Annotated in this window: 19 protein-coding genes and 1 pseudogene; 8 read left to right on the forward strand and 12 right to left on the reverse strand. The window is 67.0% G+C overall.

Features of this window, described 5'->3' with window-relative positions; genetic code table 11:
- Positions 1–60: 60 nt before the first annotated feature.
- The 6 genes from ACO6D6_RS03615 to ACO6D6_RS03640 form a co-directional block, all read right to left on the reverse strand.
- Entirely contained in the window at positions 61–876 is an 816-nt protein-coding gene (locus tag ACO6D6_RS03615) for a hypothetical protein (RefSeq protein ID WP_484783305.1), read from the reverse strand.
- The gene (locus ACO6D6_RS03620; RefSeq protein WP_484783306.1) at positions 861–1,592 is read right to left on the reverse strand and encodes an ABC transporter ATP-binding protein; all 732 of its coding nucleotides are present in this window, start codon (positions 1,590–1,592) and stop codon (positions 861–863) included. Before ACO6D6_RS03620 ends, ACO6D6_RS03615 begins: the two co-directional genes overlap by 16 nt.
- Positions 1,589–1,948, reverse strand: coding sequence for a GntR family transcriptional regulator (locus tag ACO6D6_RS03625; protein ID WP_484783307.1), 360 nt, complete (start codon positions 1,946–1,948; stop codon positions 1,589–1,591). The genes ACO6D6_RS03620 and ACO6D6_RS03625 overlap by 4 nt, the downstream gene beginning before the upstream one ends.
- A 114-nt stretch (positions 1,949–2,062) precedes the next feature.
- Positions 2,063–2,752, reverse strand: coding sequence for an SDR family oxidoreductase (locus ACO6D6_RS03630; protein WP_484783309.1), 690 nt, complete (start codon positions 2,750–2,752; stop codon positions 2,063–2,065).
- Between the two features lie 9 nt (positions 2,753–2,761).
- Positions 2,762–3,637, reverse strand: coding sequence for a hypothetical protein (locus ACO6D6_RS03635; protein WP_484783310.1), 876 nt, complete (start codon positions 3,635–3,637; stop codon positions 2,762–2,764).
- Positions 3,634–4,671: an SPFH domain-containing protein gene (locus ACO6D6_RS03640; protein ID WP_484783311.1), complete on the reverse strand. Its 1,038-nt coding sequence runs from the start codon at positions 4,669–4,671 to the stop codon at positions 3,634–3,636. Before ACO6D6_RS03640 ends, ACO6D6_RS03635 begins: the two co-directional genes overlap by 4 nt.
- A 77-nt stretch (positions 4,672–4,748) precedes the next feature.
- On the opposite strand from ACO6D6_RS03640, the gene ACO6D6_RS03645 reads away from it, so the two are divergent.
- Positions 4,749–5,420: an NUDIX hydrolase gene (locus ACO6D6_RS03645; protein WP_484783312.1), complete on the forward strand. Its 672-nt coding sequence runs from the start codon at positions 4,749–4,751 to the stop codon at positions 5,418–5,420.
- Between the two features lie 142 nt (positions 5,421–5,562).
- Here the strand turns inward: ACO6D6_RS03645 and ACO6D6_RS03650 are convergent, their stop codons facing one another.
- Positions 5,563–6,120, reverse strand: coding sequence for a DinB family protein (locus ACO6D6_RS03650; RefSeq protein ID WP_484783313.1), 558 nt, complete (start codon positions 6,118–6,120; stop codon positions 5,563–5,565).
- An 85-nt stretch (positions 6,121–6,205) separates the two neighbouring features.
- Between ACO6D6_RS03650 and ACO6D6_RS03655 the strand changes: the two are divergent.
- Positions 6,206–6,817, forward strand: a pseudogene (locus tag ACO6D6_RS03655) (helix-turn-helix transcriptional regulator); the annotation flags it as partial.
- A gap of 338 nt (positions 6,818–7,155) precedes the next feature.
- On the opposite strand, the gene hemW reads toward ACO6D6_RS03655, so the two are convergent.
- Positions 7,156–8,364, reverse strand: coding sequence for a radical SAM family heme chaperone HemW (gene hemW / locus ACO6D6_RS03660; RefSeq protein ID WP_484783314.1), 1,209 nt, complete (start codon positions 8,362–8,364; stop codon positions 7,156–7,158).
- Positions 8,365–8,435: 71 nt separating this feature from the next.
- Between hemW and ACO6D6_RS03665 the strand changes: the two genes are divergently transcribed.
- The 3 genes from ACO6D6_RS03665 to ACO6D6_RS03675 are packed head-to-tail and all read left to right on the forward strand — an operon-like array spanning position 8,436 to position 11,409.
- On the forward strand, positions 8,436–9,698 hold the full coding sequence (locus ACO6D6_RS03665) for an ABC transporter substrate-binding protein (protein ID WP_484783316.1): 1,263 nt from the start codon (positions 8,436–8,438) through the stop codon (positions 9,696–9,698).
- Positions 9,695–10,588: a carbohydrate ABC transporter permease gene (locus ACO6D6_RS03670; protein WP_484783318.1), complete on the forward strand. Its 894-nt coding sequence runs from the start codon at positions 9,695–9,697 to the stop codon at positions 10,586–10,588. Before ACO6D6_RS03665 ends, ACO6D6_RS03670 begins: the two co-directional genes overlap by 4 nt.
- Positions 10,585–11,409 (forward strand): carbohydrate ABC transporter permease, encoded by an 825-nt coding sequence (locus ACO6D6_RS03675; RefSeq protein WP_484783319.1) that lies wholly within the window; start codon positions 10,585–10,587, stop codon positions 11,407–11,409. Before ACO6D6_RS03670 ends, ACO6D6_RS03675 begins: the two co-directional genes overlap by 4 nt.
- Positions 11,410–11,638: 229 nt before the next feature.
- Here the strand turns inward: ACO6D6_RS03675 and lepA are convergent, their stop codons facing one another.
- Positions 11,639–13,462 (reverse strand): translation elongation factor 4, encoded by a 1,824-nt coding sequence (gene lepA, locus ACO6D6_RS03680; protein ID WP_484783320.1) that lies wholly within the window; start codon positions 13,460–13,462, stop codon positions 11,639–11,641.
- Between the two features lie 193 nt (positions 13,463–13,655).
- Between lepA and rpsT the strand changes: the two genes are divergently transcribed.
- Positions 13,656–13,919: a 30S ribosomal protein S20 gene (gene rpsT, locus ACO6D6_RS03685; protein WP_484783322.1), complete on the forward strand. Its 264-nt coding sequence runs from the start codon at positions 13,656–13,658 to the stop codon at positions 13,917–13,919.
- 96 nt (positions 13,920–14,015) lie between these two features.
- Positions 14,016–15,506, forward strand: coding sequence for a DUF1846 domain-containing protein (locus tag ACO6D6_RS03690; RefSeq protein ID WP_484783323.1), 1,491 nt, complete (start codon positions 14,016–14,018; stop codon positions 15,504–15,506).
- A 12-nt stretch (positions 15,507–15,518) separates the two neighbouring features.
- Here the strand turns inward: ACO6D6_RS03690 and holA are convergent, their stop codons facing one another.
- Genes holA through ACO6D6_RS03705 form a run of 3 tightly spaced genes read right to left on the reverse strand, consistent with a single transcriptional unit; the run spans position 15,519 to position 19,619 of the window.
- Positions 15,519–16,472 carry a DNA polymerase III subunit delta gene (holA, locus tag ACO6D6_RS03695; protein ID WP_484783325.1) on the reverse strand — a complete coding sequence of 318 codons (954 nt, stop codon included), beginning with the start codon at positions 16,470–16,472 and terminating at the stop codon, positions 15,519–15,521.
- 28 nt (positions 16,473–16,500) lie between these two features.
- Positions 16,501–18,816, reverse strand: a complete 2,316-nt coding sequence (locus tag ACO6D6_RS03700) for a ComEC/Rec2 family competence protein (protein ID WP_484783326.1) — start codon at positions 18,814–18,816, stop codon at positions 16,501–16,503.
- A complete protein-coding gene (locus ACO6D6_RS03705) occupies positions 18,813–19,619 on the reverse strand; it encodes a ComEA family DNA-binding protein (RefSeq protein ID WP_484783327.1) in 807 nt (268 codons plus the stop codon). Before ACO6D6_RS03705 ends, ACO6D6_RS03700 begins: the two co-directional genes overlap by 4 nt.
- Before the next feature lie 192 nt (positions 19,620–19,811).
- On the opposite strand from ACO6D6_RS03705, the gene ACO6D6_RS03710 reads away from it, so the two are divergent.
- On the forward strand, positions 19,812–21,875 hold the full coding sequence (locus ACO6D6_RS03710; RefSeq protein WP_484783329.1) for a bifunctional metallophosphatase/5'-nucleotidase: 2,064 nt from the start codon (positions 19,812–19,814) through the stop codon (positions 21,873–21,875).
- The last annotated feature ends 4 nt before the right edge of the window (positions 21,876–21,879 follow it).

The following is a 21,879-nucleotide window of genomic DNA, read 5'->3' on the forward strand; positions in this document are numbered from 1 at the left end:
CGATAGACGCGGCGGGCCCCGGCCGCGTCTGGACACGACCGGGGCCAGGGGGTTCTGGGTTCACCGGAGCGAGATCCTGCGATTCCAGTTGTGGACCATCCACGGGATGAAGGCCGCAGCAAGAACCACCATCGCGACCACCCAACCGAGGGGGATGATGTTGTTCTCCTGCACCTGGTAGGCGTGCAGCGTGTCCACGAGACCGAGTTCCAGGCCCCCGCCCGCATATGTCAGACCTATGGGAAGGAAGATCGCCCCGAAGCACAGGATGCTGGTCACCAGATAGCTGGCGATCCAGGCCAGAATCGGCCCCACGAAGCCGAGCCCGGCCAGTTTCGGATCGCTGCCGATCGTGGCGGCGAAGTAGAACGTGACGAGGTAGAACCAGCCCAGGAACAGGGCCAGCAGCACCACCAACACCCATTGCCACCAGGGCAGCAGCTCACCCAGCGAGGCCAGGAACCGCGGGATCGCCTCCTCCATGGCCGGCCCGTCTCCCTGGAAGACCGGGCCGCCCAGGTAGGCCATCGCGAGCGAGGCCAACACCGTCCACGCCAGGGCGATCACCTGAACCGCGGCACCCCAGACCAGTCGCGCGCCGAGGATCGCCGAACCCCTGACCGGGAGGCTGTGGGTCAGGTATCCCATCCTCCCCCAGGATGTGCGCCAGAAATCGACCGCGAGGACCAGCTGGACGAAGGGCCACATGCCCCCGACGAGGAAGAGGCCGAAAACCCCGAACACCACGGAAACCACGGGAACATTGAGATGGGTCAGGAATCCCGATCCCAGCAGCACCAGGGTGCCCACGCCGAGGATCAGGCCCACCATGGGGCCGGTGCGGAGGACCTCGTGTTTGATCAGTGTGCGGACCATGAGTAGACCTTTCGGAAGAGCGCGTCGATGGACAGCCCGTGTTCGGCGCGGAGATCGTCCACCTGCCCGGTCAACAGGACCTTGCCGTGGCGCATCATGACGACGGCGTCGAGGACCGCTTCGAGATCGTGGATGAGGTGGGTTGAGATGAGGACCAGGGCGTCCGCCTCCAGGTTGCGCACGATTCCCTTGAGGATCACGTCTCGCGCGGCCGGGTCGACCCCGGAGATGGGTTCGTCGAGCAGGAAGACCCTGGCGTCGCGCGACATGGCCAGGGCGATCTGTGCCTTCTCACGCATGCCCTTGCTCATCTGCTTCAGTTTCATGTCCTCTGCGAGGCCGAAGAACTTGATCATGTCGCTGGCCTTGTCGGCCCGGAAATCCGAGAAGAAGTCCGAGAACATCTTGATGCACTGCGAGACGGTGGCCGAGTCCTTCAGATAACTGGCATCGGGCAGGAAACTCACACACGCCTTTGTTTCGGGACCCAGTCGCCTGCCCGCGATCCTCACATGCCCGGCGTGGTCCTGCATGACCCCGGCCAGTACCTTCAGCAGCGTGGTCTTGCCGCATCCGTTCTCCCCGAGCAGACCGACGACCTGCCCGCCCGCGAGTTCCAGGTCCACACCCGCGAGCGCCGGGACCGGCCCGAAGTTCTTGTTCAGGCCGCGGACCTCGATCAGTGGCCCGTTGCCCCTGGGGCCGCCCTCATTCATTGCTGGTTCCACCTTTCTGTGATCAGTGCCACGGCTTCGGCCTCGGTCAGCCCGAAACCCTTCACCCGGGTTGTGAACTCGTCCGCCGCTCCCGCCGCCAGGTCGCACCGGAGCCGGGAAATGCGTTCCGCGTCATCGGTGATGAACCGCCCCACCGCTCTCTCCGAGCGGCACAGGCCGTCGCGCTCCAGCTCGGCGAGGGTTCGCTGGACGGTGTTCGGGTTTACCCCGAGTTCGACCGCGAGCTCCCGGACCCCGGGGATCTGCTTGCCCGGAGGCCATCTCCCGATGACGATCCGTCTGGTGAACTCCTCTCGGAGCTGGAGCCAGATCGGGCGACTGGCATCGAAATCCATGCATCCTCCGTCTTGCCGTATTAAGTGCTTAATACACTAGCACAGCGGTGGTGTGAGTCAAGTCACCGGGACCGACGCACGGCGCCGCCCGGACAGGGGCGCGGCGAAGCCGGCTCAGGAAACGCTGGGGCGGATACTCAGCTGCTCGATGGTGGCGTTGTCCGGGGTGTCGACGGCCAGCCGCACGGCAGCCGCCACCGATTCGGGCGCAACGTAGCGCGCACCGTCGTAGTGTTCATTGCCCATTGCCGCCTGCAGCTCACGCTGCATGTCGGTGTCGGTCCGCCCCGGATGGATGGAGCAGACCCGCACCTTTCCGCGCATCTCCTCGCGCAGGGCGTCGGTCAGCGCCCGCAGGGCGAACTTGGATCCGGCATAGACTCCCCCGCCGGGGCTCGAGAAGAACCCGGCCCCGGAGTTGATTGCCACCACGATCCCCCGGGTGGCCTCGAGGGCGGGCAGGAGAAGACGGGTGAGATCGGCGACGGCGAACACATTCGTCTCGAAGACCTCGCGCCAGAGCGCCCGGGATGCGGTTCCGATGTCGTTCGAGCGCCCGATGCCGGCGGAGTGGACCAGCACGTTCAGCTGTCCGATCCCGGCACAGGCCGCGGCGACCGCGTCCTCGTCCGTCAGATCACAGGCGAAGGGCGCCGCGTCATCCAGTTCGGCGACCAGCTCCCCGACCCGGGTGGCGTCGCGGCCACCCACCAGGATCCGGTGCGTCGAGGAGAGCTCGAATGCGATGGCACGGCCGATGCCGCGGGTTGCTCCGGTCACGAGGGCTACAGGGCGATTCATCATGAAGAGAATCTACTTCAGGCACATGAGTTTCAGTCCCCCCTCGGCCTTCCGCACGGTCAGCCCCTGTCCCCATTCGAGGCGCAGGAAATCGCGTTCGATGCCGTCTCCGAAGACCACGAGGGCGGAGCGGGCCGAGAGCTCCAGCCCCTCCCCCTCCGGGAGCAGCCCTGCGGTGAGGGATGTGCCGGTGGTCTCCGACGGCCAGGCCTCCCGCACGAAATAGGCGAGTTCACCGGAGGTGGCCCCCGGCAGGCCGAAACCGGGGCGGTTCTGCCCCCACAGCGATGCCAGCCATCCGCCGGCACCGGTCCCGGTCCCCACCACCACTCCGGAGGAGGACTGCGTCTCCGCGCGTTTCCCGATCCTGAGGTCGTAGCGCGCCGACTGGTGGCCGCGGTCCCCGGCGAAGATCTCATTGAGGGCCCGGAGCCGCTGCCCGTCGTCGACGATCGCCTCGACCATCGTCCGAACCTCGGTTTCCGGTCTGGTTCGACCCGCCAGCAGGTCCCGCAGGTCCCCGGGCGAGTGACGGCACAGGACCCCCGGCGTGCCCGGGCCGATGCCGAGCACCGGCTGGTCGCGCAGGTATTTGCTGACATTGGGAATCAGGCCGTCCTGCCCGACCACGACCACCAGGTCATCGGGTTCGAAGAGGAACCGGGAGAGCTGCCCCCGCTCGACCTCCGCGTGACGCCACTGGGCCGGGACCGCGTTCGAGACGGCGTCGAGCGTTCGCCGCTGCGCCTCGTCGGCGGCCCGCAGGGCCTCGATCCCCAGCCCACGGCCGCTCAGGAAGAACTCGACGGCACCGAGCGTGGAGTGAACCTCGAGCAGCTCGGCCAGCCGGGTGCGCCGATGCACGACGACGAGGCGCGGCGCGCTCATCCCCGGACCTCCGCGAGGAGCTTGGAAACCCCGCCGGCGAGCAGGTCGGGGGTGAGCGTGAGCGAGTCGATCCTCGGCAACGCGGACAGCACCTCCGGGGCCACGGCGGCCAGCACCGCGGCCGGCTCCCCTGCGGAGAACGCCGCCAGCCTGGCCTGGAGGGCGGTGTTCTCCGCCTCCGCCATCCGGGTCACCTCACCGGCCCTGGCCTCGGCCATCAGGGTGACCTCGTCGGCCTCGGCCTCCACCCGGAGTCGCCTGTTCGCCGCTTCGGCCTCGTTGCGGAGCCGGTCGCGTTCGAGTTCCTGTTCGGTGCGGCGGCGTTCGTTCATTCCCTGGAGTTCCACGAGCTCGGCCTCGCGGCGGGCCAGTTCGGTGCGGTTGTTCAGTTCGTTCTCCTTGATGGCCCGCTCCCGGTCGACCGCCTGCGCCCGCCGGTCGTAGGTGGCGCGATCCGCGTCCGCCTGCGCCTCCTCCCGGATGCGGGTCTGGAGGGCCCGTTCGAGCTCCTCATCAGCCCTGACCGCGACGACACGGACTCCGATCACCTCGATGCCGGCGCCACCGAGCTGGCCTTCCCCGGTCAGACCCTCGGCGATCGCGTCGCGAACCAGCCGCAGCCCGTCGTCGAGGATCGTCCTGAGGGGTTCCCGCGCCGCCACTTCCGCCGCGAACTGTTTCGCGGATTCGGCGAGGCGGTTCTGCAGGTTCTGCAGGGGCTGGCCGGTCCATTCACCGGTTCGCTGGTCGATCTCGAAGTCCACCCTCCGGGCGGTCAGCTCGGGGGCGGCGATACGCACGGTGAGCGCGGTCTGGACGCTGACCTCCTGGCGGTCGGAGGTGGTGACCCGGAAGATGTTCCCGAACTCCATGTCGTCGACCGGCACCTCGGAGAGGCTGGTGTCGAGCGGGCGGAACCAGAACGAGGCCCCTGCGCCGCGGTTGACCAGTTTTCCGCGCCTTCCCTGGAAGAGCGCCCTGGTGGCCGAGCTGGTGGCGTGGGAGAAGAACGGGTAGCGATGAATGGTGGCCATTGGAACCTCCTGATTTAATGTGCTTCTGACAATAAAGACTTCTGGAGATCCTGTCAATTTGACGTTAATCTTGGTGCATGGAACTTCCCGTCATGACCGTCGCCGTCGACATCGTCGTGCTCACCATCGCGGACGGTCGTCTGCAGGTGGCCCTGGTCGAGCGGGGCATCCCCCCGTACGAGCGGAAACAAGCCCTGCCGGGCGGTTTCGTCCTGCCCGAGGAGTCGGTGATGGACGCGGCCCGGCGCGAGCTGGTGGAGGAAACCGGCCTGGGTCTCGACGCGACCCACCTGGAACAGCTCGCCACCTTCGGCGAACCCGGGCGCGACCCGAGAGGCCGCGTGGTCTCGGTCGCCCACCTCGCTCTGGCCGCATCCCTCGGCGGCCTGACTCCCGGGTCGGATGCGTCCGGGGCCCGCTGGTGCCCGGTCGATGACCTGCCCTCCTTGGCCTTCGATCACGACGAGATCCTCCGGACCGGGATCGAACGCGCCCGGGCGAAACTGGAATACACGACGGTGGCGACCCGGTTCTGCGGACCCCGGTTCACCATGACCGAGCTGCGGCGGGTCTACGAGGCGGCCTGGGGCATCGAGGTCGACGCCCGGAACTTCTCACGCAAGGTTCTGGGCTCGCGGGGATTCGTCATCGAGTGCGGAACCCGCAGCGGCGGTCGAGGAAGACCCGCTGCCCTCTACCGCGCAGGAACCGCGGGCGGCCTCCACCCCCCGATCATGCGTGAGGGGTGAGGGATCGCACCCGTGAAGCACTCTGGCCGGGTCCTGTTGGGTTTTGATCTCGCCCCGATCCATGGCCGCTGGGCCGAGCAACACCCGTGACCCGGTTGGGGACGCCGGCTTCCCGGCGCCCCCCCCCCCCAATCAGACCGGGTCATTTCTTCCAGGGCGTTACGAACTTGTTGGCGGGTCGACCCTCCACGGCCGCGTTGAGTTCCGCGGCCTTGGCGCCGTCGATCTGCTCCCGGATGATGTCCGCGTGTCCTGCGTGCCGGGCGAACTCCGCCAGGTTGTGGACGACGAGGTAGCGCATGGTCGCCTCATCGGATTCGTTGCGTCCGTACCAGGGAGCGGGCGGGACCTGCACCACCTGATCCAGATCGGTCTCCTCCACCAGCTTCAGGTACTGTTCGCAGAGCCTGTCGTAGTCCTCGAGGAGCGTGGTGAGATCCTCATTCTCGTCTGGGGTGAAACTGGCCATGAAGTCCTCGTAGCCGGGCTTCGCGTCCAGGACACCGGCCGCCGCGAGCCGGCTGCGCAGGACGTAGGAGCAGTGCTTGATCACCCCGGAGACGGAGAACACCGAGGCCAGGGGTTGCCGCCGGGCCTGTTCATCGGTCAGCCCGTGAGCGGCGTCCCGGACGGCCTGCAGCTGCACCTGCAGGTAGTTTCGCAGCGTGGTGCGTTCATCGTGGATGGCCGGGAAGTACATGTTTCCTCCTGTTTGATTCGGTCGACACCAACGTTGCCGCACAATCCGGACAGATCCTGTCCGCTACCCGTGCGAGGCTTGGGTCATGAGCGAGATCACCCACCGGGTACTGCGGCTGCTCGGGCTGCTCGAGTCCCGCTCCACGTGGACGGGATCCGAGCTGGCGGAACGGCTCGGGGTCACGCAGCGAACCGTCCGGCGTGACGTCATCAGGCTCCGGGAGCTCGGCTACCAGGTGGACAGCGTGCAGGGTCTGGACGGTGGGTACCGCATGTCGGGTGGCCGCGCCCTGCCCCCGCTGGTGCTCGACGACGACGAGGCCATCGCCTTGACGGCTTGCCTGAGGATGGCCGCCATGGACGGCAGGGACCAGATCGGCGAGGCCGCGCTGCGGGCCCTGGCGAAACTCGACCAGGTTTTGCCCGCGCGGATTCGTCCCGAGGTCGCGGCGGTTTCGGATGCCGTGACGACGTTGCCAGCCACCCGCCCCGGGATTTCCTGGCGGCCCCTGGCGGCGCTGGCGAAGGCCAAACGCGATCACTGCTTGGCGCGGATCAACTACGTGCGCGGCGACGGGGAGGAGTCCGAGCGGGATGTCGAACCCGCCCAGCTGCTCACCCAGGCCGGGAAGTGGTACCTGATCGCCTTCGACCGGTTGCGTGCCGACTGGCGGATCTTCCGGCTGGACCGCATGAACCGGGTGCGTGTGCTGACCTTCACCTTCACTCCCCGCACCCCACCCAGCCCCCGCGACATGCTGCTGGGCCGCCGCCCGGACCACTGGCCGCATGAGGCGGTGGTGACGCTCACCTGTCCCGCACGGGTCCTGAAGGAGAAGATCCCGGGACGCCATTTCGAATTGTTGGAGGAGCACGACGGGGTTTCGACGCTGCGGGTGGGGGCCGACGACCCCGACCACATGGCCTGGCATCTCGTCGGTCTCGCGCGCTCGCTGGGAGCCGAGCTGCGCGTGGTTTGCGGCGACTCCCTGCGAACCGCCCTGGCGGGCCTGGCCGCGGAGTTCGCCAAGGCCGCTCAGTCGAGCAGCCGCAGCACCACCCCGTCGGCCAGGAGCCGGCCACGCAGGGTGAGCGCGAGCCGGCCATCCGCCACGACACCCAGCCCTTCGGCGACGATCCCGTCGACCCGGGCGGATTCGGTTTCGGTGAGCACCCCCAGGGGCAGCCCTTCGGCCAGCCGGAGTTCGAGCATCACCCGCTCCACCCGGCGATCCTCCGGAGACAGCGCCTCTCTGCCCTGAGCCGGGGTGTGGCCGTTGGCCAGGACGGCCGCGTAGCTGCGCGGGTGTTTGCGGTTCCAGAACCTGACTCCCCCGATGTGGCTGTGGGCACCCGGCCCGATGCCCCACCAGTTCCCGCCCCGCCAGTAGGCCAGGTTGTGCCGGCAGCGCGCCGCCTGGCCGCGGGCCCAGTTGCTGGTCTCGTAGTTGCGGAATCCCAGCGCCGTCAGGTGTTGCTCGGTCATCAGGTATTTCTCGGCGAGTTCGTCGTCGTCCGGCATCGGCACCTCTCCCCTGCGGACCCGCATCGCCAGGCGGGTTCCCTGCTCCACGATGAGGGAGTAGGCGGATACGTGGTCGACGGGTGCCGCGGCCACCGCTTCGAGGCTCTCCTTCCAGTCGGCCGTGGATTCACCCGGGGTCCCGAAGATCAGGTCCAGGCTGATGTGTTCGAAGCCTGCCTGGTGGGCCCAGCGTGCCGCATCGATGCCGCGTCCCGGGGTGTGTGCCCGTTCCAGGACCTCCAGGACGTGCGGCACCGCTGACTGCATTCCCAGCGATATTCGCGTGAAACCAGCTTCCCTGAGTCGTCGGAGGTATTCCGGGGTCACGGTCTCGGGGTTGGCCTCGGTGGTGATCTCGGCGTCGCGGGCCAGGCCGAAACGCTCCCGGACGGCGTCCAGGAGCCGCGACAGCTCCGCCGCCGGAAGCATGGTCGGGGTGCCGCCGCCGACGAAGACCGTGTCAGCCTCGGGTGCCCCGTCCCCGAGAACCCGGGCGGCCAGATCGATCTCCTGCAGCGCCGCCGTGAGGTAGTCGTCCGTGGACATGCCCCGCAGCTCGGATGCGGTGTAGGTGTTGAAGTCGCAGTACCCGCAGCGGCTGCGGCAGAAGGGAACGTGCAGGTAGACGGAGAACGACCGTTCCGGCAGCTCGGCCAGCGCGGAACCTGGCAGGGTCCCGTCGGGGGGCACCGGGTCTCCGGCAGGCAGCTGATTGGCCACCGGGAAAATATACAGTGCTCAAATTCCCTCCCCTGCCCCAAACCGGGGGCGTTTGGTGAAAGACTTTGGGCATGAACCTGACTCGTCGAAGCGTCCTCGGATTTGGCGGCCTCGCCGCGGCGGCCGCCCTCAGCGCCTGTGGCTCCAACACCGGGCTCGGCGGCAAAGAGTCGTCGGGTGGCGGCCCGACCCTGACCCAGTGGTACCACCAGTACGGGGAGGAAGGGGTGAAGGAGGCAGTCGAACGCTACGCCGCCGAGTACACCGCCGCGAAAGTCGATGTGAAATGGAATCCCGGTGACTACGGAAGCATTCTCGCGGCCCAGTTGCTCACCAACGACGTTCCCGATGTGTTCGAGGTGGAGCAGGGCGGTTCCCTCGACATGATCCGTTCCGGGCAGCTGGAGGACCTGACTGCGCTGATCGCCCCGGTGCGTGATGACTTCAACGAGGCCGTCATCAAGCGTTTCACCTTCGACGGGAAGATCCACGGCATCCCGCAGACCATCGACATGCAGCTTCTCTATTACCGGCCCTCCCTGCTGCAGGCCGCGGGGGTGGCCGCCCCTGCGACCTTCGATGACCTGGTGAAGGCGGCGAATGCCGTTGCCACCTCGGACATGGGTGGGTTCTTCGCCGGCAACAAGGGCGGGGTGGATGTGCTGGGGCCTCTGCTGATCTGGGCCTCAGGCCACGACCAGCTCGATGCGGAACGCACCGCCGCGGCCTTCCTGACCGATGATTTCTACACAGCCCTCTCCGCCTACAGGGACTTCTACCAGTCCAACGGATTGCTGAAGGCCGCCTCGGCCGAATGGTTCTCCGGTGCCGCCTTCATCAACGGCGAGACGGCGATGCAGTGGGGTGGTTTGTGGTCACTGCCCGAGATCATCGCCGCCCACGGCGACGACGTCGGTGTGCTGCCGTTCCCCGCCATCGGCGCGAAGGGACGGGTCGCCGTGCCGTTCGGCGCTTTTGGTTCCTGCGTCGCCGCCAAGGGCAAGAACGTCGCGGCCGCCAAGGAGTTCGTGAAGTGGCTCTGGATCGATCAGACCGACAAGCAGCTGGACTTCTCCGATTCCTATGGCACCCACATCCCGGCCCGTAAGTCGCTCGTGGCCACGGCCAAGAAATTGCAGTCCGGTCCCGGGGCCAAGGCCGCCGAGTTCGTCGGGAGCCATGGCTTCGCCAACGACATCATGTGGTCGGGTTCTCTGGGAGACACCTATTCCGCGGCCATCAGCAATGTGGTGGTGCAGGGTCAGGACCCGGTTCAGGCCTTCGCGGGTTTCGCGGAACTGGCCGCCACCGAGCTCGCGAAACTGAAGGGGTGAATCTGATCCGGCGCCGGGAACTCTGGTTCCCGGTATTCGTGGGGCCGTTCGCCCTGGGTTTGCTGGTGTTCGTCTACATCCCGATCCTTTGGAGCGCCTGGCTGTCCCTCCACGAGGCCCACCAAACGCTCACCCCGACGCGTTTCGTCGGTTTCGACAATTACGCGCAGCTGCTGGGTGATCCCCTGTTCCGGGATTCGCTGCTGGTGTTCGCCGCGTTCGCTGTGTTCATCGTGCCGCTCACCTACGTGTGCTCGCTGGGGTTGGCGCTGCTGCTGAACGGGCTGAGGTGGGGGCAGGCCTTCTTCCGTTCCGCCTTCTTCATCCCGACCGCGGTCTCCTACGTGGTTGCGGCCCTGGTGTGGCGGTTCGGGTTTTTCTCCGGAACCCGTTTCGGTTTGTTGAACTCCTTGATCCGGGCCTTCGGCGGGGATGCGGTGAACTGGCTCGGTGGTGGCGACAACCTTTACTGGATCGCCCTGGTCACGGTGCGCCTGTGGCTGCAGGCCGGGTTCTACATGATCCTGTTCATCGCAGGCCTGCAACGCATCCCACCCGAAACCTACGAGGCGGCAGCACTCGACGGGGCGCACGGCTGGCGGATGCTGCGTCACATCACCCTCCCTCAGCTGCGCGCCACCTCGGCAGCGGTGATCATGCTTCTGCTGATCGGGGCCTTCCAGGCCTTCGACGAGTTCTACAACCTGCTGGGCTCCATCGGCTCCTACCCGCCCTACGGTCGTCCACCGCTGGTGCACCTGTACCTGACCGCCCTGGGGGGCGGGCAGCAGGACCTGGGGGTCGGGGGTGCCGGGACGATGATCCTGGCGAGCATCATCGTGGTTTTCGGTCTGTTGCAGAACTGGGTGTTGGGGAGGCAGCGCGGATGAGATCCTCCCGGCTCGTCACGGCGCTGCGTTACGGATTGGCCACGGCGCTGGCCCTGCTCTTCCTGCTGCCGTTCTACGTGATCGTCCGGAACGCCTTCTCGACGAACCAGAACATCACCGCTCCCCGCTGGAACTGGCTGCCCGACCAGCTCAACCTGGCCAATCTGGAATCGATGCTGTCCTCCGACTCGACGGGTGTGTTGAAAGGGTTGTTGAACTCGGCGATCATGACCATCCTGCAGACGGTTGGCACCGTAGTGATCTCCCTGATGGCCGGATATGGGCTGGCGCGTTTCACCCACCGGCTGTCGAGAATGGTGCTGGGGCTGACGGTGTTCACCCTAATGGTGCCCGCGGCCACCACGTTCGTCCCGATGTTCATCATCACTGCACAGTTCGGTTGGATCGACTCGTTCCGGGGACTGGTGATCCCGGGCATGTTCTCGGCCTTCGCCACCTATCTGTTCCGGCAGGCCTTCCTGGATTTCCCGGCCGAGCTGGAAGACGCTGCGCTGATGGACGGGTGCAACCCGTTCACGGCCTTCTGGCGGATCGTGGTGCCCAATTCCAGGGGTACCGTCGCAGCGGTCGGGACGATCGTGCTGATCGGGTCGTGGAACGCTTTCCTGTGGCCCTCGCTGGTTGGCCGCGAGGCGACGCGCACCGTTCAGGTGGCGCTCAGCCAGTACATGACCAGTCAGAACGTGCGCTACCCGGAGCTTTTCATGGGTTCGCTGATCGCGATCCTGCCGATGCTGGTGGTCTTCTTGTTCCTGCAGCGTTTCCTGGTCCAGGGGCTGACCACTTCCGGGCTGCGCTGAACCGGCCTCACCTCCGGTGTAGGAATACTCGTCGTGCCACGGCAGCGGTTCAGTGTGTTCCCAGTAGGGCACAGTTCCACTGACGGGGCCGGTCAGAGCCAACCACTTGGGAGATCCACGAGAGATCTGCCACCTTGTCAAGGGCGTAACCTCTCGCGCTGAGATGAACGTCGGCGCGAGAGTCCCAGTTGTCCCGGTTGATCGCCTGGTAGTCCATGAGCCCCGGATCTTACTTCTTGGTGGTCTCCGATGTGGACAGGGCGGCCACGAAGGCTTCCTGCGGAACCTCGACGCGACCCACCATCTTCATCCGCTTCTTGCCCTCCTTCTGTTTCTCCAGAAGCTTGCGTTTGCGGGAGATGTCGCCGCCGTAGCACTTCGCCAGCACGTCCTTGCGCATGGCCCGGATGGTTTCCCGGGCTATGACCCGCGACCCGATGGCCGCCTGGATCGGCACCTCGAACTGTTGACGCGGAATGAGTTCCTTGAGTTTGCCCGCCATTTTCAGGCCGTAGGAGTAGGCCTTGTCCTTGTGAACGATCGCGGAGAAGGCGTCGACGGGGTCGCCGTGGAGGAGGATGTCCACCTTCACCAGATCGGCCACCTGCTCGCCCTCGGGTTCGTAGTCGAGGGAGGCATATCCCTTGGTGCGGGATTTCAGCGCGTCAAAGAAGTCGAAGACGATCTCGGCCAGCGGCAGGGCGTAGCGGATCTCGACCCGGTCCTCGCTCAGGTAGTCGAGTCCCTGCTGCAAACCGCGCCGGGTCTGGCACAGCTCCAGTATGGTGCCGATGTACTCGGCCGGGGTGAGGATGGTTCCGCGAACCATCGGTTCGTGGACCTCCGCTATTTTCCCCGCCGGGTATTCCGACGGGTTCGTGACGGTGTGTTCGGTGCCGTCCTCCATGACGACGCGGTAGACGACGTTCGGCGCGGTGGAGATCAGATCGAGGTTGAACTCGCGTTCCAGGCGTTCCCGGACGATCTCCATGTGCAGCAACCCCAGGAAACCGACGCGGAACCCGAAACCGAGAGCACCGGAGGTCTCGGGCTCGAAGGTGAGGGCAGCGTCGTTGAGCTGGAGTTTCTCCAGGGCCTCGCGCAGCTCGTTGAAGTCGTCACCGTCGATCGGGTACAGGCCCGCGTAGACCATCGGGTTGGGGTGCCGGTAGCCGCCGAGGTCCTGCATGGCGGAACGCGCCGCCCCGGTGATGGTGTCACCCACCCGCGACTGCCGCACATCCTTGACGCCGGTGATCAGATATCCCACCTCACCCACACCGAGAGCGTCGGATTTCTTCGGTTCCGGGGAGATCACCCCCACCTCGAGAAGGTCGTGTTCGGCCCTTGTGGACATCATGAGGATGCGTTCGCGATGGCTGAGTTCCCCGTCGACCACGCGGACGTAGGTGACCACACCGCGGTAGGTGTCGTAGACGGAGTCGAAGATCAGGGCCCTAGCAGGCCCCTCGGGGTTCCCGACCGGAGCGGGGATCTGGGCGACGATCTGGTCCAGCAGCTCGGCGACACCGACGCCGGTTTTCGCCGAGACCTTGAGCACCTCCGACTCGTCACAGCCGATGATGCCGGCCAGTTCGGCGGCGTACTTTTCCGGGTTCGCGCCGGGCAGGTCGATCTTGTTCAGCACCGGGATGATGTGAAGGTCGGCCTCCAGCGCCAGGTACAGATTGGCTAGGGTCTGCGCCTCGATCCCCTGGGCCGCGTCCACCAGCAGGACGGCACCCTCGCAGGCCGCCAGGGAACGCGAAACCTCGTAGGTGAAGTCGACGTGCCCGGGGGTGTCGATCATGTTGAGGACGTGTTCGACCCCGTCGACGCTCCACGGCATCCGCACCGCCTGCGACTTGATGGTGATGCCCCGTTCGCGTTCGATGTCCATGCGGTCCAGGTACTGCGCCCGCATGGCGCGCTCGTCCACCACCTTCGTCAGTTGCAGCATCCTGTCGGCCAGCGTCGATTTGCCGTGGTCGATGTGCGCGATGATGCAGAAATTACGGATGATCGCCGGATCGGTCCTGCCGGGGGCGGGCATTCATCCTCCTTCAAGGGCCGGGAGCGGGACGAGTCATCTTCTCACGAGTGGGCTCCTGGGCACGAGCCCGACGCGACCGGGCCGGGTGGGGTCAAGATTTTGCGGCCGCCCCGGGGCTCCGCTAGTCTGGACCGTCGCGTCATCACAACGCACCCAGAATACCGAGTAACCCAGACTAGTGAGGCAAGCCCAAGTGGCAAACATCAAGTCCCAGAAGAAGCGCATCAAGACCAACGAGAAAGCACGCCAGCGCAACAAGGCCATCAAGTCGGAGCTGCGCACCCACGTGCGCAACTTCCGCGCCGCGGTCGCCGAGGGCGACAAGGCCAAGGCTGTCGAGCTCTCCCGGGTCGCCAACCGCGCCCTGGACAAGGCCGTCACCAAGGGCGTCATTCACGCGAACCAGGCTGCCAACCGCAAGTCGGCGATCAGCCTCACCGTCAACACCCTCGACTGAGCCCAGGCCGCAAGGGCCAGCCCAGCGCCCGGACCCACTCGGTGGTCCGGGCGCTGTTTCGCGTATGCTTCGGCAGTCACAAACGAACGGGGAACAATGCACAAAGTTGGATTCGACAGGGAAAAATACCTGACTCTCCAGGGGGAACGCATCGAGGCCCGGCGACGGCAGTTCGGGGGCAAGCTCTACCTGGAGTTCGGGGGGAAACTCGTCGACGACATGCACGCCTCCCGTGTATTGCCGGGTTTCACCCCGGACAACAAGATCGTGATGCTGGCCGGCCTCGCCGACGAGGTGGAGATCGTGGTGGTGGTCAACGCCCGGGACTTCTCCCGCCACAAGGTCCGCGCCGATCTCGGGATCTCCTACGAGGATGATGTGCTGCGCCACATCGACGCCTTCCGCTCCTATGGCCTCTATGTGGGGAGCGTGGTCATCTCCCACTGGTCCAACGACAACCGGCAGGCCGCGGCATTCAAACGGAAACTGGAGCGGCTCGGCATCAAGGTCTACCGGCACTACGTGATCCCGGGTTACCCGCACGACGTGACACGCATCGTCTCCCCGGAGGGGTACGGCCACAACGAGTACATCGAGACCGAACGCGACCTGGTGGTGGTGACCGCCCCCGGCCCGGGGTCGGGCAAGATGGCCACCTGTCTGTCGCAGCTCTACCACGACCACCAGCGGGGCATCCGCTCCGGCTACGCGAAATTCGAGACCTTCCCGATCTGGAATCTTCCCCTTGACCATCCGGTGAACATCGCCTACGAGGCCGCCACCGCGGACCTCGACGACGTGAACATGATCGACCACTTCCACTTGGCGGCCTACGGGGAACAGACGGTCAACTACAACCGCGACATCGAGATCTTCCCCGTGCTGAAACGCCTGTTCGAGCAGCTTCTCGACGAATCCCCGTACCAGTCGCCCACCGACATGGGGGTCAACATGGCGGGCATGTGCATCAGCGACGACGAGGTGTGCCGGGAGGCCTCCCGGCAGGAGGTGATCCGCCGCTACTTCAAGGCCCTCACCGCGGAGCACCGGGACCAGTCGGAACCGATCCAGTCGGACCGCATCGCCTTGTTGATGAGCAAACTGCAGATCTCCAGCGAGGACCGCCCGGTGGTGCTTCCCGCGCTGGAGAAGCAGAAGGCCACCAAGGGACCGGCCGCAGCGATCCAGCTTCCCGACGGCCAGATCATCGTGGGCAAGACCTCACCGCTGCTGGGAGCCTGTTCCGCGATGCTCCTGGACGCCCTGAAGGCCCTGGCCGGCATCGATCCAGATGTGAAACTGCTGGCCACCGAGACCATCGAACCCATCCAGACGCTGAAGACGAAACATCTGGGCAGCCGGAATCCCCGGCTCCACACCGATGAGGTCCTGATCGCCCTGTCCGTCAGCGCCACCCACAGCGACTTCGCCCGCCGCGCGCTGGCGGAACTTCACAACATCCGGGGCTGCGACGTCCACTCGACCGTGATCCTCGGCCCCGTGGACGAGGCCATCCTGCGCAGTCTGGGGGCCTATGTCACGTGCGAGCCGGTGTTCCAGTCCAAGAGGCTGTACCGGAAACGCTGAACCCGCGGGGTTTCAGGTTCGTCTCTGCCGGAGGATGCCGAGCACCATGCGTTCAAGCGCGTAGTCCGGGTTGGTGGCCGCACCCTTGACGTCCGCGTCGGCCCGGGCGACGATCCCGATGGCGGCGGCCACCCCGGCTGGCTGCCAGTTCCGGGATGTGCGCTGGTACTCCTTCAGTTTGAACGGTGGCACCCCGATTCGCCGGGCCAGATCGGCGCCGCTCCCCCGCGCCTCCAGGTATTTGCCCATCCCGCGGAAAGCACCGGCCATGGCGGAGGTGATCAGCACCGGGGCCACGCCGGAGCCGAGGGCCCAGCGGAGACGCTCCAGCGCCAGCGACGCGTCACCGGCCAGCACGGCGTCGGCGACCGCGAACGAGGTGACCTCCGCCCGGCCCGCGAAGTACTTCCGCACCATGGTCTCATCCACCGGCGCCCCGTCGGCGTCGGAGGCGAGCTGCGCCACCGCCGAGGTGAGCGCCCTCAGGTCGTTCCCGACCGCCGCCACGAGCGCCCCGGCCGCGTCCTGGGAGAGTTTCACCTTCCGGGACCGCGCCTCCTCCACGCAGAACTTAGGCAGCTCCCAGGGTTTGGGGGCCGCCACGGCGATCGTCTCGATCCTGGCCTTCTTCAGCTTGTCGATCAGCCCCCTGCCCTTGTTCCCACCCTCGTGCGACAGGATCAGGCACAGCTCGTCGCCGGGGTTCTTCGCCAGGGCCACCAGGGTGTCGACGACATCGGGTGGGGTGGAACCGACGTCGTCGATGATGGCGATGATGTGGTTCGAGAACAGGGAACCCCCCGTAACCTCCGAGAGCATGGAATCGGCCAGTTCCGCCCCACAGATCCGGTTGACCTCGGCATCGGGTTGCTCCGCCAGGGCGGCCCGGCGCCTGTCGTCGATGGCGCGGGCGGCCAGCAGCGATTCCGACCCGGTGACGAGCAGGGTGCGTCCGAAACTGTTCACGGGCCCAGCATGCCAGCTGGCCCCGACATCAGCCACGCCAGCGACGCACACCGAGTCGCCCGTCATCACCCGGGGAGACCGCGATGCTGCCCTCCGTGTCGGTGCGCGCCACCGCCATGCCCAGCGCGGCCACCCTGCTCAAGGTTTTGGGGCTCGGGTGCCCGTAGTCGTTTCCCAGTCCACAACTCGCCACCGCCAGCTGCGCCGACGAGGCCTCCAGGAATTCCGGGGACTGCCGGGAGGAGCCGTGGTGGGGGATCTTCAGGACGTGCACGGACAGCGGGATACCCAGGTTCCGGGCCCTCCGGATCGCCTGTTCCTGCCCGCCGGGTTCCGCATCCCCCGGCAGCAGGATCCGCATGCCCGAGACCTCCGCGATTCCCACGACGGAGGAGTCGTTCTGAACCGAGCTCTCGTTCTCCCCGGCGACGGACGTCCCGCCCGGCTGCCAGGCCGAGACCGTCACCCAGTCCACCTCCCCCACCCTCATGCGCTGCCCCGGTTCCGCCACGAGCAGGCGCGCCCCGTGCGCCTCCACCGCGGCCTCGACGGATGCCGCCGCGAAACCGGGGGAACGCAGCGGGCTGACCAGCACCAGTTCCGGATGGAACCGGGACAAAACGGCCTCCGTTCCCCCGATGTGATCCGCGTGGAAGTGGGTCAGGACCAGCAGCGGGACGCGTTCGATACCCAGGGATTCCAGGCAGGCGAGGGTGGGGCCGGGTTCCGGTCCGGTGTCCACCAGGACCGCCGTTGCTCCACCTGCCCGCAGCACCGTGGCGTCTCCTTGGCCGACGTCGCAGAAAACCGCCTGCCACCGTCCCGGCCAGTCCAACGGGACCGGACGGATCCACCCCGCGAGCAGCAGCCCGAGGGCCAGCAGCAGGAAACCCGCCCGCCGCCGGAACCCGGCCCGGGCCAGCACCGCGACCGCCCCCGCCAGCAGGGCGCTGGTCAGTATCCCGAGTGGGGTGGTGGGCCATTCGAGGACGGCCCCCGGCATTGCAGCGCCGAGGTGGGCGATCCAGAGGATGGGTTGCACCACCCAACCGGCCGCCCATGCCACCGCTGCGGCGACCGGTGGGACCCAGATCAGGACGGTGGCGGCCAGTCCGAGCACGGTGGCGGGACCGACGAAGGGACCCGCCAGGGCATTGGCGATCACCCCGACCACCGACACCTGACCGGACAGCGCCGTCGTCAGGGGAACCGTGGCCAGCTGGGCGGCCAGGGGCACCGCGACGGCCTCGGCGAACCAGGCGGGAGCCCAGCCCGCCATGATTCCGGCAAGTGGTTCCGCTCCCAGGCTGATGCCGAGACAGGCCGCCGCGGAGAGCGCGAATCCCCAGGAACGCGCCAGCCAGGGATCCAGGGGCAACAGGACGAGGACCGCGATACTCAGGTTACGGATGCTGCTCCTGCCGCGCCCGATTCCCGCGGCTGGCAGGACGATGAGCCCCATGGCGGCCGCCCGCAGTACGGAGGGTTCGGCCCTGCACACCAGCACGAACAACGCCACTCCCCCGGCCGCGATGCCCCTAATCGCCCAGCCGCGAACCCCCAGGGACCGCACGAGGAACAACAGCACACCCAGCAGCAGTGTCAGGTTCGAGCCGCTGACGGCGAGCAGGTGACTCAGCGATGTGGCGCGGAAGATCTCGGTGAGTTCCTTGGTGATCCCGCTGCGGTCCCCGACCACCAGGGAGGGCACCAGAGCCGCCTGTTCGGGTGGCGAGTGGCAGGCCGCCTCGCGCAGCCCCGCGTGGATCGTGCTCACGAAGGCGTTGAAGACATCCGGGGCCCGCACCTGACCGGAGATCCTGCTCACCCGCACGACGAAGGCCTCCTGGGAGTCAGGTTCCGATGCGCCGAGCCGACCCAGAACCCTGTGGACCGCGCCGGGCGCGATACCGGCCAGTTCGGTGGCCAGTTGGTCCCCGGCCAGCAGCAGAACCGGCTGCGAGGTGCTGAGGCTCTTCTTCCTCACCTCCAGTTGCAGCAACGTGGCCCTGACGATCGCGAGGCTGCGGCCCGAATGTTTCACCAGGGTTGGTTCTCCCTCCAGGCGAACCAGCGCGGAGGCCAGCGGTTCCTCCGCGGCCCATCTGGCGGGCATGCCGTCGTGGAGCCCCGCGGAGCGCATCCCGGACGCGAGGACGGTCACCACCAGGGTGCAGACGGCGAGCCCCACCCAGACGCGTCGCACCAGCAGGGCACACACCACCAGAAGCCCCGCACCCCCGATGAGCACCCCCGGTTCGGGACGCCATCCCGAGGTTCCCAACCAACAACCAGCCCATGTGACAACCGCCAGCGGGGCGAGACGCCAGTCGTGTTTCCTCACAGGGTCACCAGCGGTGACAGTTTCTCGAACAGTTTCGGTCCGATCCCCGAGACCTGTCGCAGCTGCGAGACATCAGTGAAGGAGCCGTTGTCGGTGCGCCACTTGATGATGGCCTCGGCCAGGACGGGACCGACCCCCGGGAGCTCCTGAAGCTGTTGCGAGGTGGCCCTGTTCAGGTTCACGAGCCCCGCCCCGGAAGCCGTCGCCGACCCCGGGGCCGGGTTGCCACCGGGATCCACGACCTCCCCCCGCGGTGACGCCGAGGTTCCCACTATGACCTGTTGCCCGTCCCTGACCGGGGCCGCGAGATTCAGCTCCCCGGGATCGGCTCCCGGGGCCAGCCCCCCGGCTGCCTCGATCACGTCCTGCACGATGGCCCCCTCCGGAACCGACACCACCCCGGGTTTGACCACCGCCCCGAGGACGTGAACCCGCGCCAGGCCGCGGCTCGCGGAAGCCTCGGGGCCGGATGAGCCGGCCGCGGCCGGGACGGAAACCACACCGGGAGATGCGGCCGGCAGTTCCGTCGCGGAGCTCTGCCCCAGCGCGTGGACGGTTATCAACAGCCCACCGACCAGCAGGGCCGCCACCACGACGACGTGCTCGCGGCCGAGCATCACCACCCGTCGCCACCCCTTTGGCGTCTCCTGCCCGGGGGGCACCTGCGGCTCCTCCTTCCCGGGCCCGTCGTTCTCGGGCGGGACATCATCCGCTCGGCGCGCCGCACCGAGTGGGGTCTGCCCCGAGGCGACGAGCGCCAGTCGCGCCCGTTCGATCTGCTGCTGCTCCGTAAGACTCCCCATACCGACACTCTGGGCGTTTCGGGATCGGATCCTCCACAGGTTCGTGAACCTGTTGGAAACTCCGATCAAATTACCGGTCGATTAACCCTGAGTTAACAAAAGATTAACTCCTTGACTGGGCCGGGGCCCACGCCGGAAGGTGACCTCGGAGGGATCGACAACAGCGTCGACCGGAGAACACTGGAGTTGCTCATGATTCCGCTCAGGAAACGTTTCACCGCCGGGCTGACAGTCCTGTGTCTGGGGCTCGCAACCCCCCTCGTGGCACAACCCCACGCTGCGGCCGACCCGGCCGGCTGCACACCCACCAGCACCGTCTCGATGTTCACCTACAACGACTTCCACGGCCGGTTGGCGAACGCCGCTGCCCTGTTCACCCCGGTTGAGAAGGCCCGCGCCTCCCAGGGGGACGCGAACGTCGCACTCATCAGCAGCGGGGACGACATCGGGGGTTCCACGTTCGAATCCATGGCCGACGACGACAACCCCACCCTGAAGGTGATGGCCGCTGCCGGGCTCAGCGCGCGGACCGTGGGCAACCACGAGTTCGACAAGGGCTGGCAAGACCTCGCGGGGCGCGTGAACCCCGCGGTGCCCGGGGTGGACCAGCTCGGGGCGAACGTCTACCGCAAGGGAACCAAACAGGTGGCCTCCCCACTCAAGCCGTACACGACCTTCAAGGTCGGGGAACTCGACGTCGCCGTGATCGGCGCCGTGACCGGGGATCTACCCTCCCTCGTCTCCCCCGCCGGAATCTCGGACCTGACCATCGGTGACCCCGTGGAGGCCGTGAACGAGACCGTTTCCCAGCTTCCCGAGGGAATCGACCTGGTGATCGCGTCCATCCACGAAGGAGCGCCGAACGGAAACAGCACCGGTGACGAGCAGGCCGCCGCCAACCCGAATTTCCGGAAGATGTGGACGGGAATCGACCCGAGGATCCGCGTGGTGCTGGGCGGACACACCCACCAGACCTATTCGTGGACCAACGGCAAGGGGCAGCTGTTCACCCAGGCCGGTTCCTACGCGGCGGCCCTCAACGAGCTCAAGGCCGGGGTCACCGGCGACGGCGCCCTGTGCGGGATCTCCAACACCACCACCAAGATCGACCCCAAGGCATTCGACACGAGCCTGCCACGCATCCGGGAGATCACCGACATCGTCTCAGCCGCCGTCGCCAAGGCCGATGAGATCGGCGCCCGGGTGATCGGCCAGGCAAGCGAGGCCATCTCGACGCCGACCGGCAACTCCGATGTCCGGGACGTGGAGTCGCCCATGAGCAACATGGTGGCCCAGATGTTCCGAGAGGTACTGAGCAACGACGATCCGTATTTCATCGGTGTCCAGAACCCGGGTGGCACCCGCGACAGCTTCAATGCCGGGGAGATCACCTACAAGGAGGCCGCGCTCGCGCTGCCGTTCGCCAACACCCTGATGACCACCCGGCTCACCGGAGCCCAGTTCAAGACGGTCCTGGAGCAGCAGTGGCAGCGCAACGACAAGGGCGAGATCCCCTCACGCCCGTTCCTGCGCCTGGGTCTGTCCAGCAACGTCTCCTACACCTATGACGAGTCCCGCCCGGAGGGGGATCGGATCACCTCGGTCTTCGTGGGGGGCTCCCCGCTCAATCCGGAAAGGCTCTACACCGTCGGCTCCACTTCCTTCCTGATCGCGGGCGGGGACAATTTCCGGGAGTTCGCGAAGGGCACCGGGACCCGGGACACGGGGCGCGTCGATCTGGAGGCCTGGACCGATTGGGTGAAGACCCGGCAGACGCTCTCCCCCAGCTACGTCAAGCGCGGCCTGTCGTTGGTCGATGCCCCCACCGAGATCAACCGGAACGGCGGAACCGCCACCTTCAACTTCGATGTGCCGGGTGGCGACGCGAAGGCGCGGGAGGGCATCGACTTCCTGCTGGGTGAGGCGGCCGGCGCATCCCCGAAGGACCCGGCCAAGGTCAGCCCGACGCTCGTGAACAACGGCGTCGAGGTTTTCCTGGGCGATACCAGGGTGGGCGGCGGTGCCGTGGCCGACGGCAGGGCGAAGGTCGATGTCACACTGCCCGGCGCCTGCTCCGCACCGACCGGCACCCAGACGCTGACCTTCAAGTTCACCCCCTCGGGGACCCTCGCCCACCGGCAGGTGAACATCACCGGGGACGATTCGTCGTGCACCCCGACCCCGACGAAACCGGCTCCGACGAGAACGCCGTCACCGGCTCCCGTAAGGCCCGGGCTCCCCAGGACCGGTTCGTGACGAA

The organism is Arachnia sp., assembly GCF_057238465.1.

Coding starts and splice junctions, on each gene's coding strand:
- ACO6D6_RS03640 (WP_484783311.1), bottom strand. CDS start 4,671: ATGGCCACCATTCATCGCTACCCGTTCTTCTCCCACGCCACCAGCTCG.
- ACO6D6_RS03650 (WP_484783313.1), bottom strand. CDS start 6,120: ATGTACTTCCCGGCCATCCACGATGAACGCACCACGCTGCGAAACTAC.
- ACO6D6_RS03615 (WP_484783305.1), bottom strand. CDS start 876: ATGGTCCGCACACTGATCAAACACGAGGTCCTCCGCACCGGCCCCATG.
- ACO6D6_RS03710 (WP_484783329.1), top strand. CDS start 19,812: ATGATTCCGCTCAGGAAACGTTTCACCGCCGGGCTGACAGTCCTGTGT.
- ACO6D6_RS03690 (WP_484783323.1), top strand. CDS start 14,016: ATGCACAAAGTTGGATTCGACAGGGAAAAATACCTGACTCTCCAGGGG.
- ACO6D6_RS03665 (WP_484783316.1), top strand. CDS start 8,436: ATGAACCTGACTCGTCGAAGCGTCCTCGGATTTGGCGGCCTCGCCGCG.
- ACO6D6_RS03625 (WP_484783307.1), bottom strand. CDS start 1,948: ATGGATTTCGATGCCAGTCGCCCGATCTGGCTCCAGCTCCGAGAGGAG.
- ACO6D6_RS03620 (WP_484783306.1), bottom strand. CDS start 1,592: ATGAATGAGGGCGGCCCCAGGGGCAACGGGCCACTGATCGAGGTCCGC.
- lepA (WP_484783320.1), bottom strand. CDS start 13,462: ATGCCCGCCCCCGGCAGGACCGATCCGGCGATCATCCGTAATTTCTGC.
- ACO6D6_RS03630 (WP_484783309.1), bottom strand. CDS start 2,752: ATGATGAATCGCCCTGTAGCCCTCGTGACCGGAGCAACCCGCGGCATC.
- ACO6D6_RS03705 (WP_484783327.1), bottom strand. CDS start 19,619: ATGGGGAGTCTTACGGAGCAGCAGCAGATCGAACGGGCGCGACTGGCG.
- ACO6D6_RS03645 (WP_484783312.1), top strand. CDS start 4,749: ATGGAACTTCCCGTCATGACCGTCGCCGTCGACATCGTCGTGCTCACC.
- ACO6D6_RS03635 (WP_484783310.1), bottom strand. CDS start 3,637: ATGAGCGCGCCGCGCCTCGTCGTCGTGCATCGGCGCACCCGGCTGGCC.
- ACO6D6_RS03675 (WP_484783319.1), top strand. CDS start 10,585: ATGAGATCCTCCCGGCTCGTCACGGCGCTGCGTTACGGATTGGCCACG.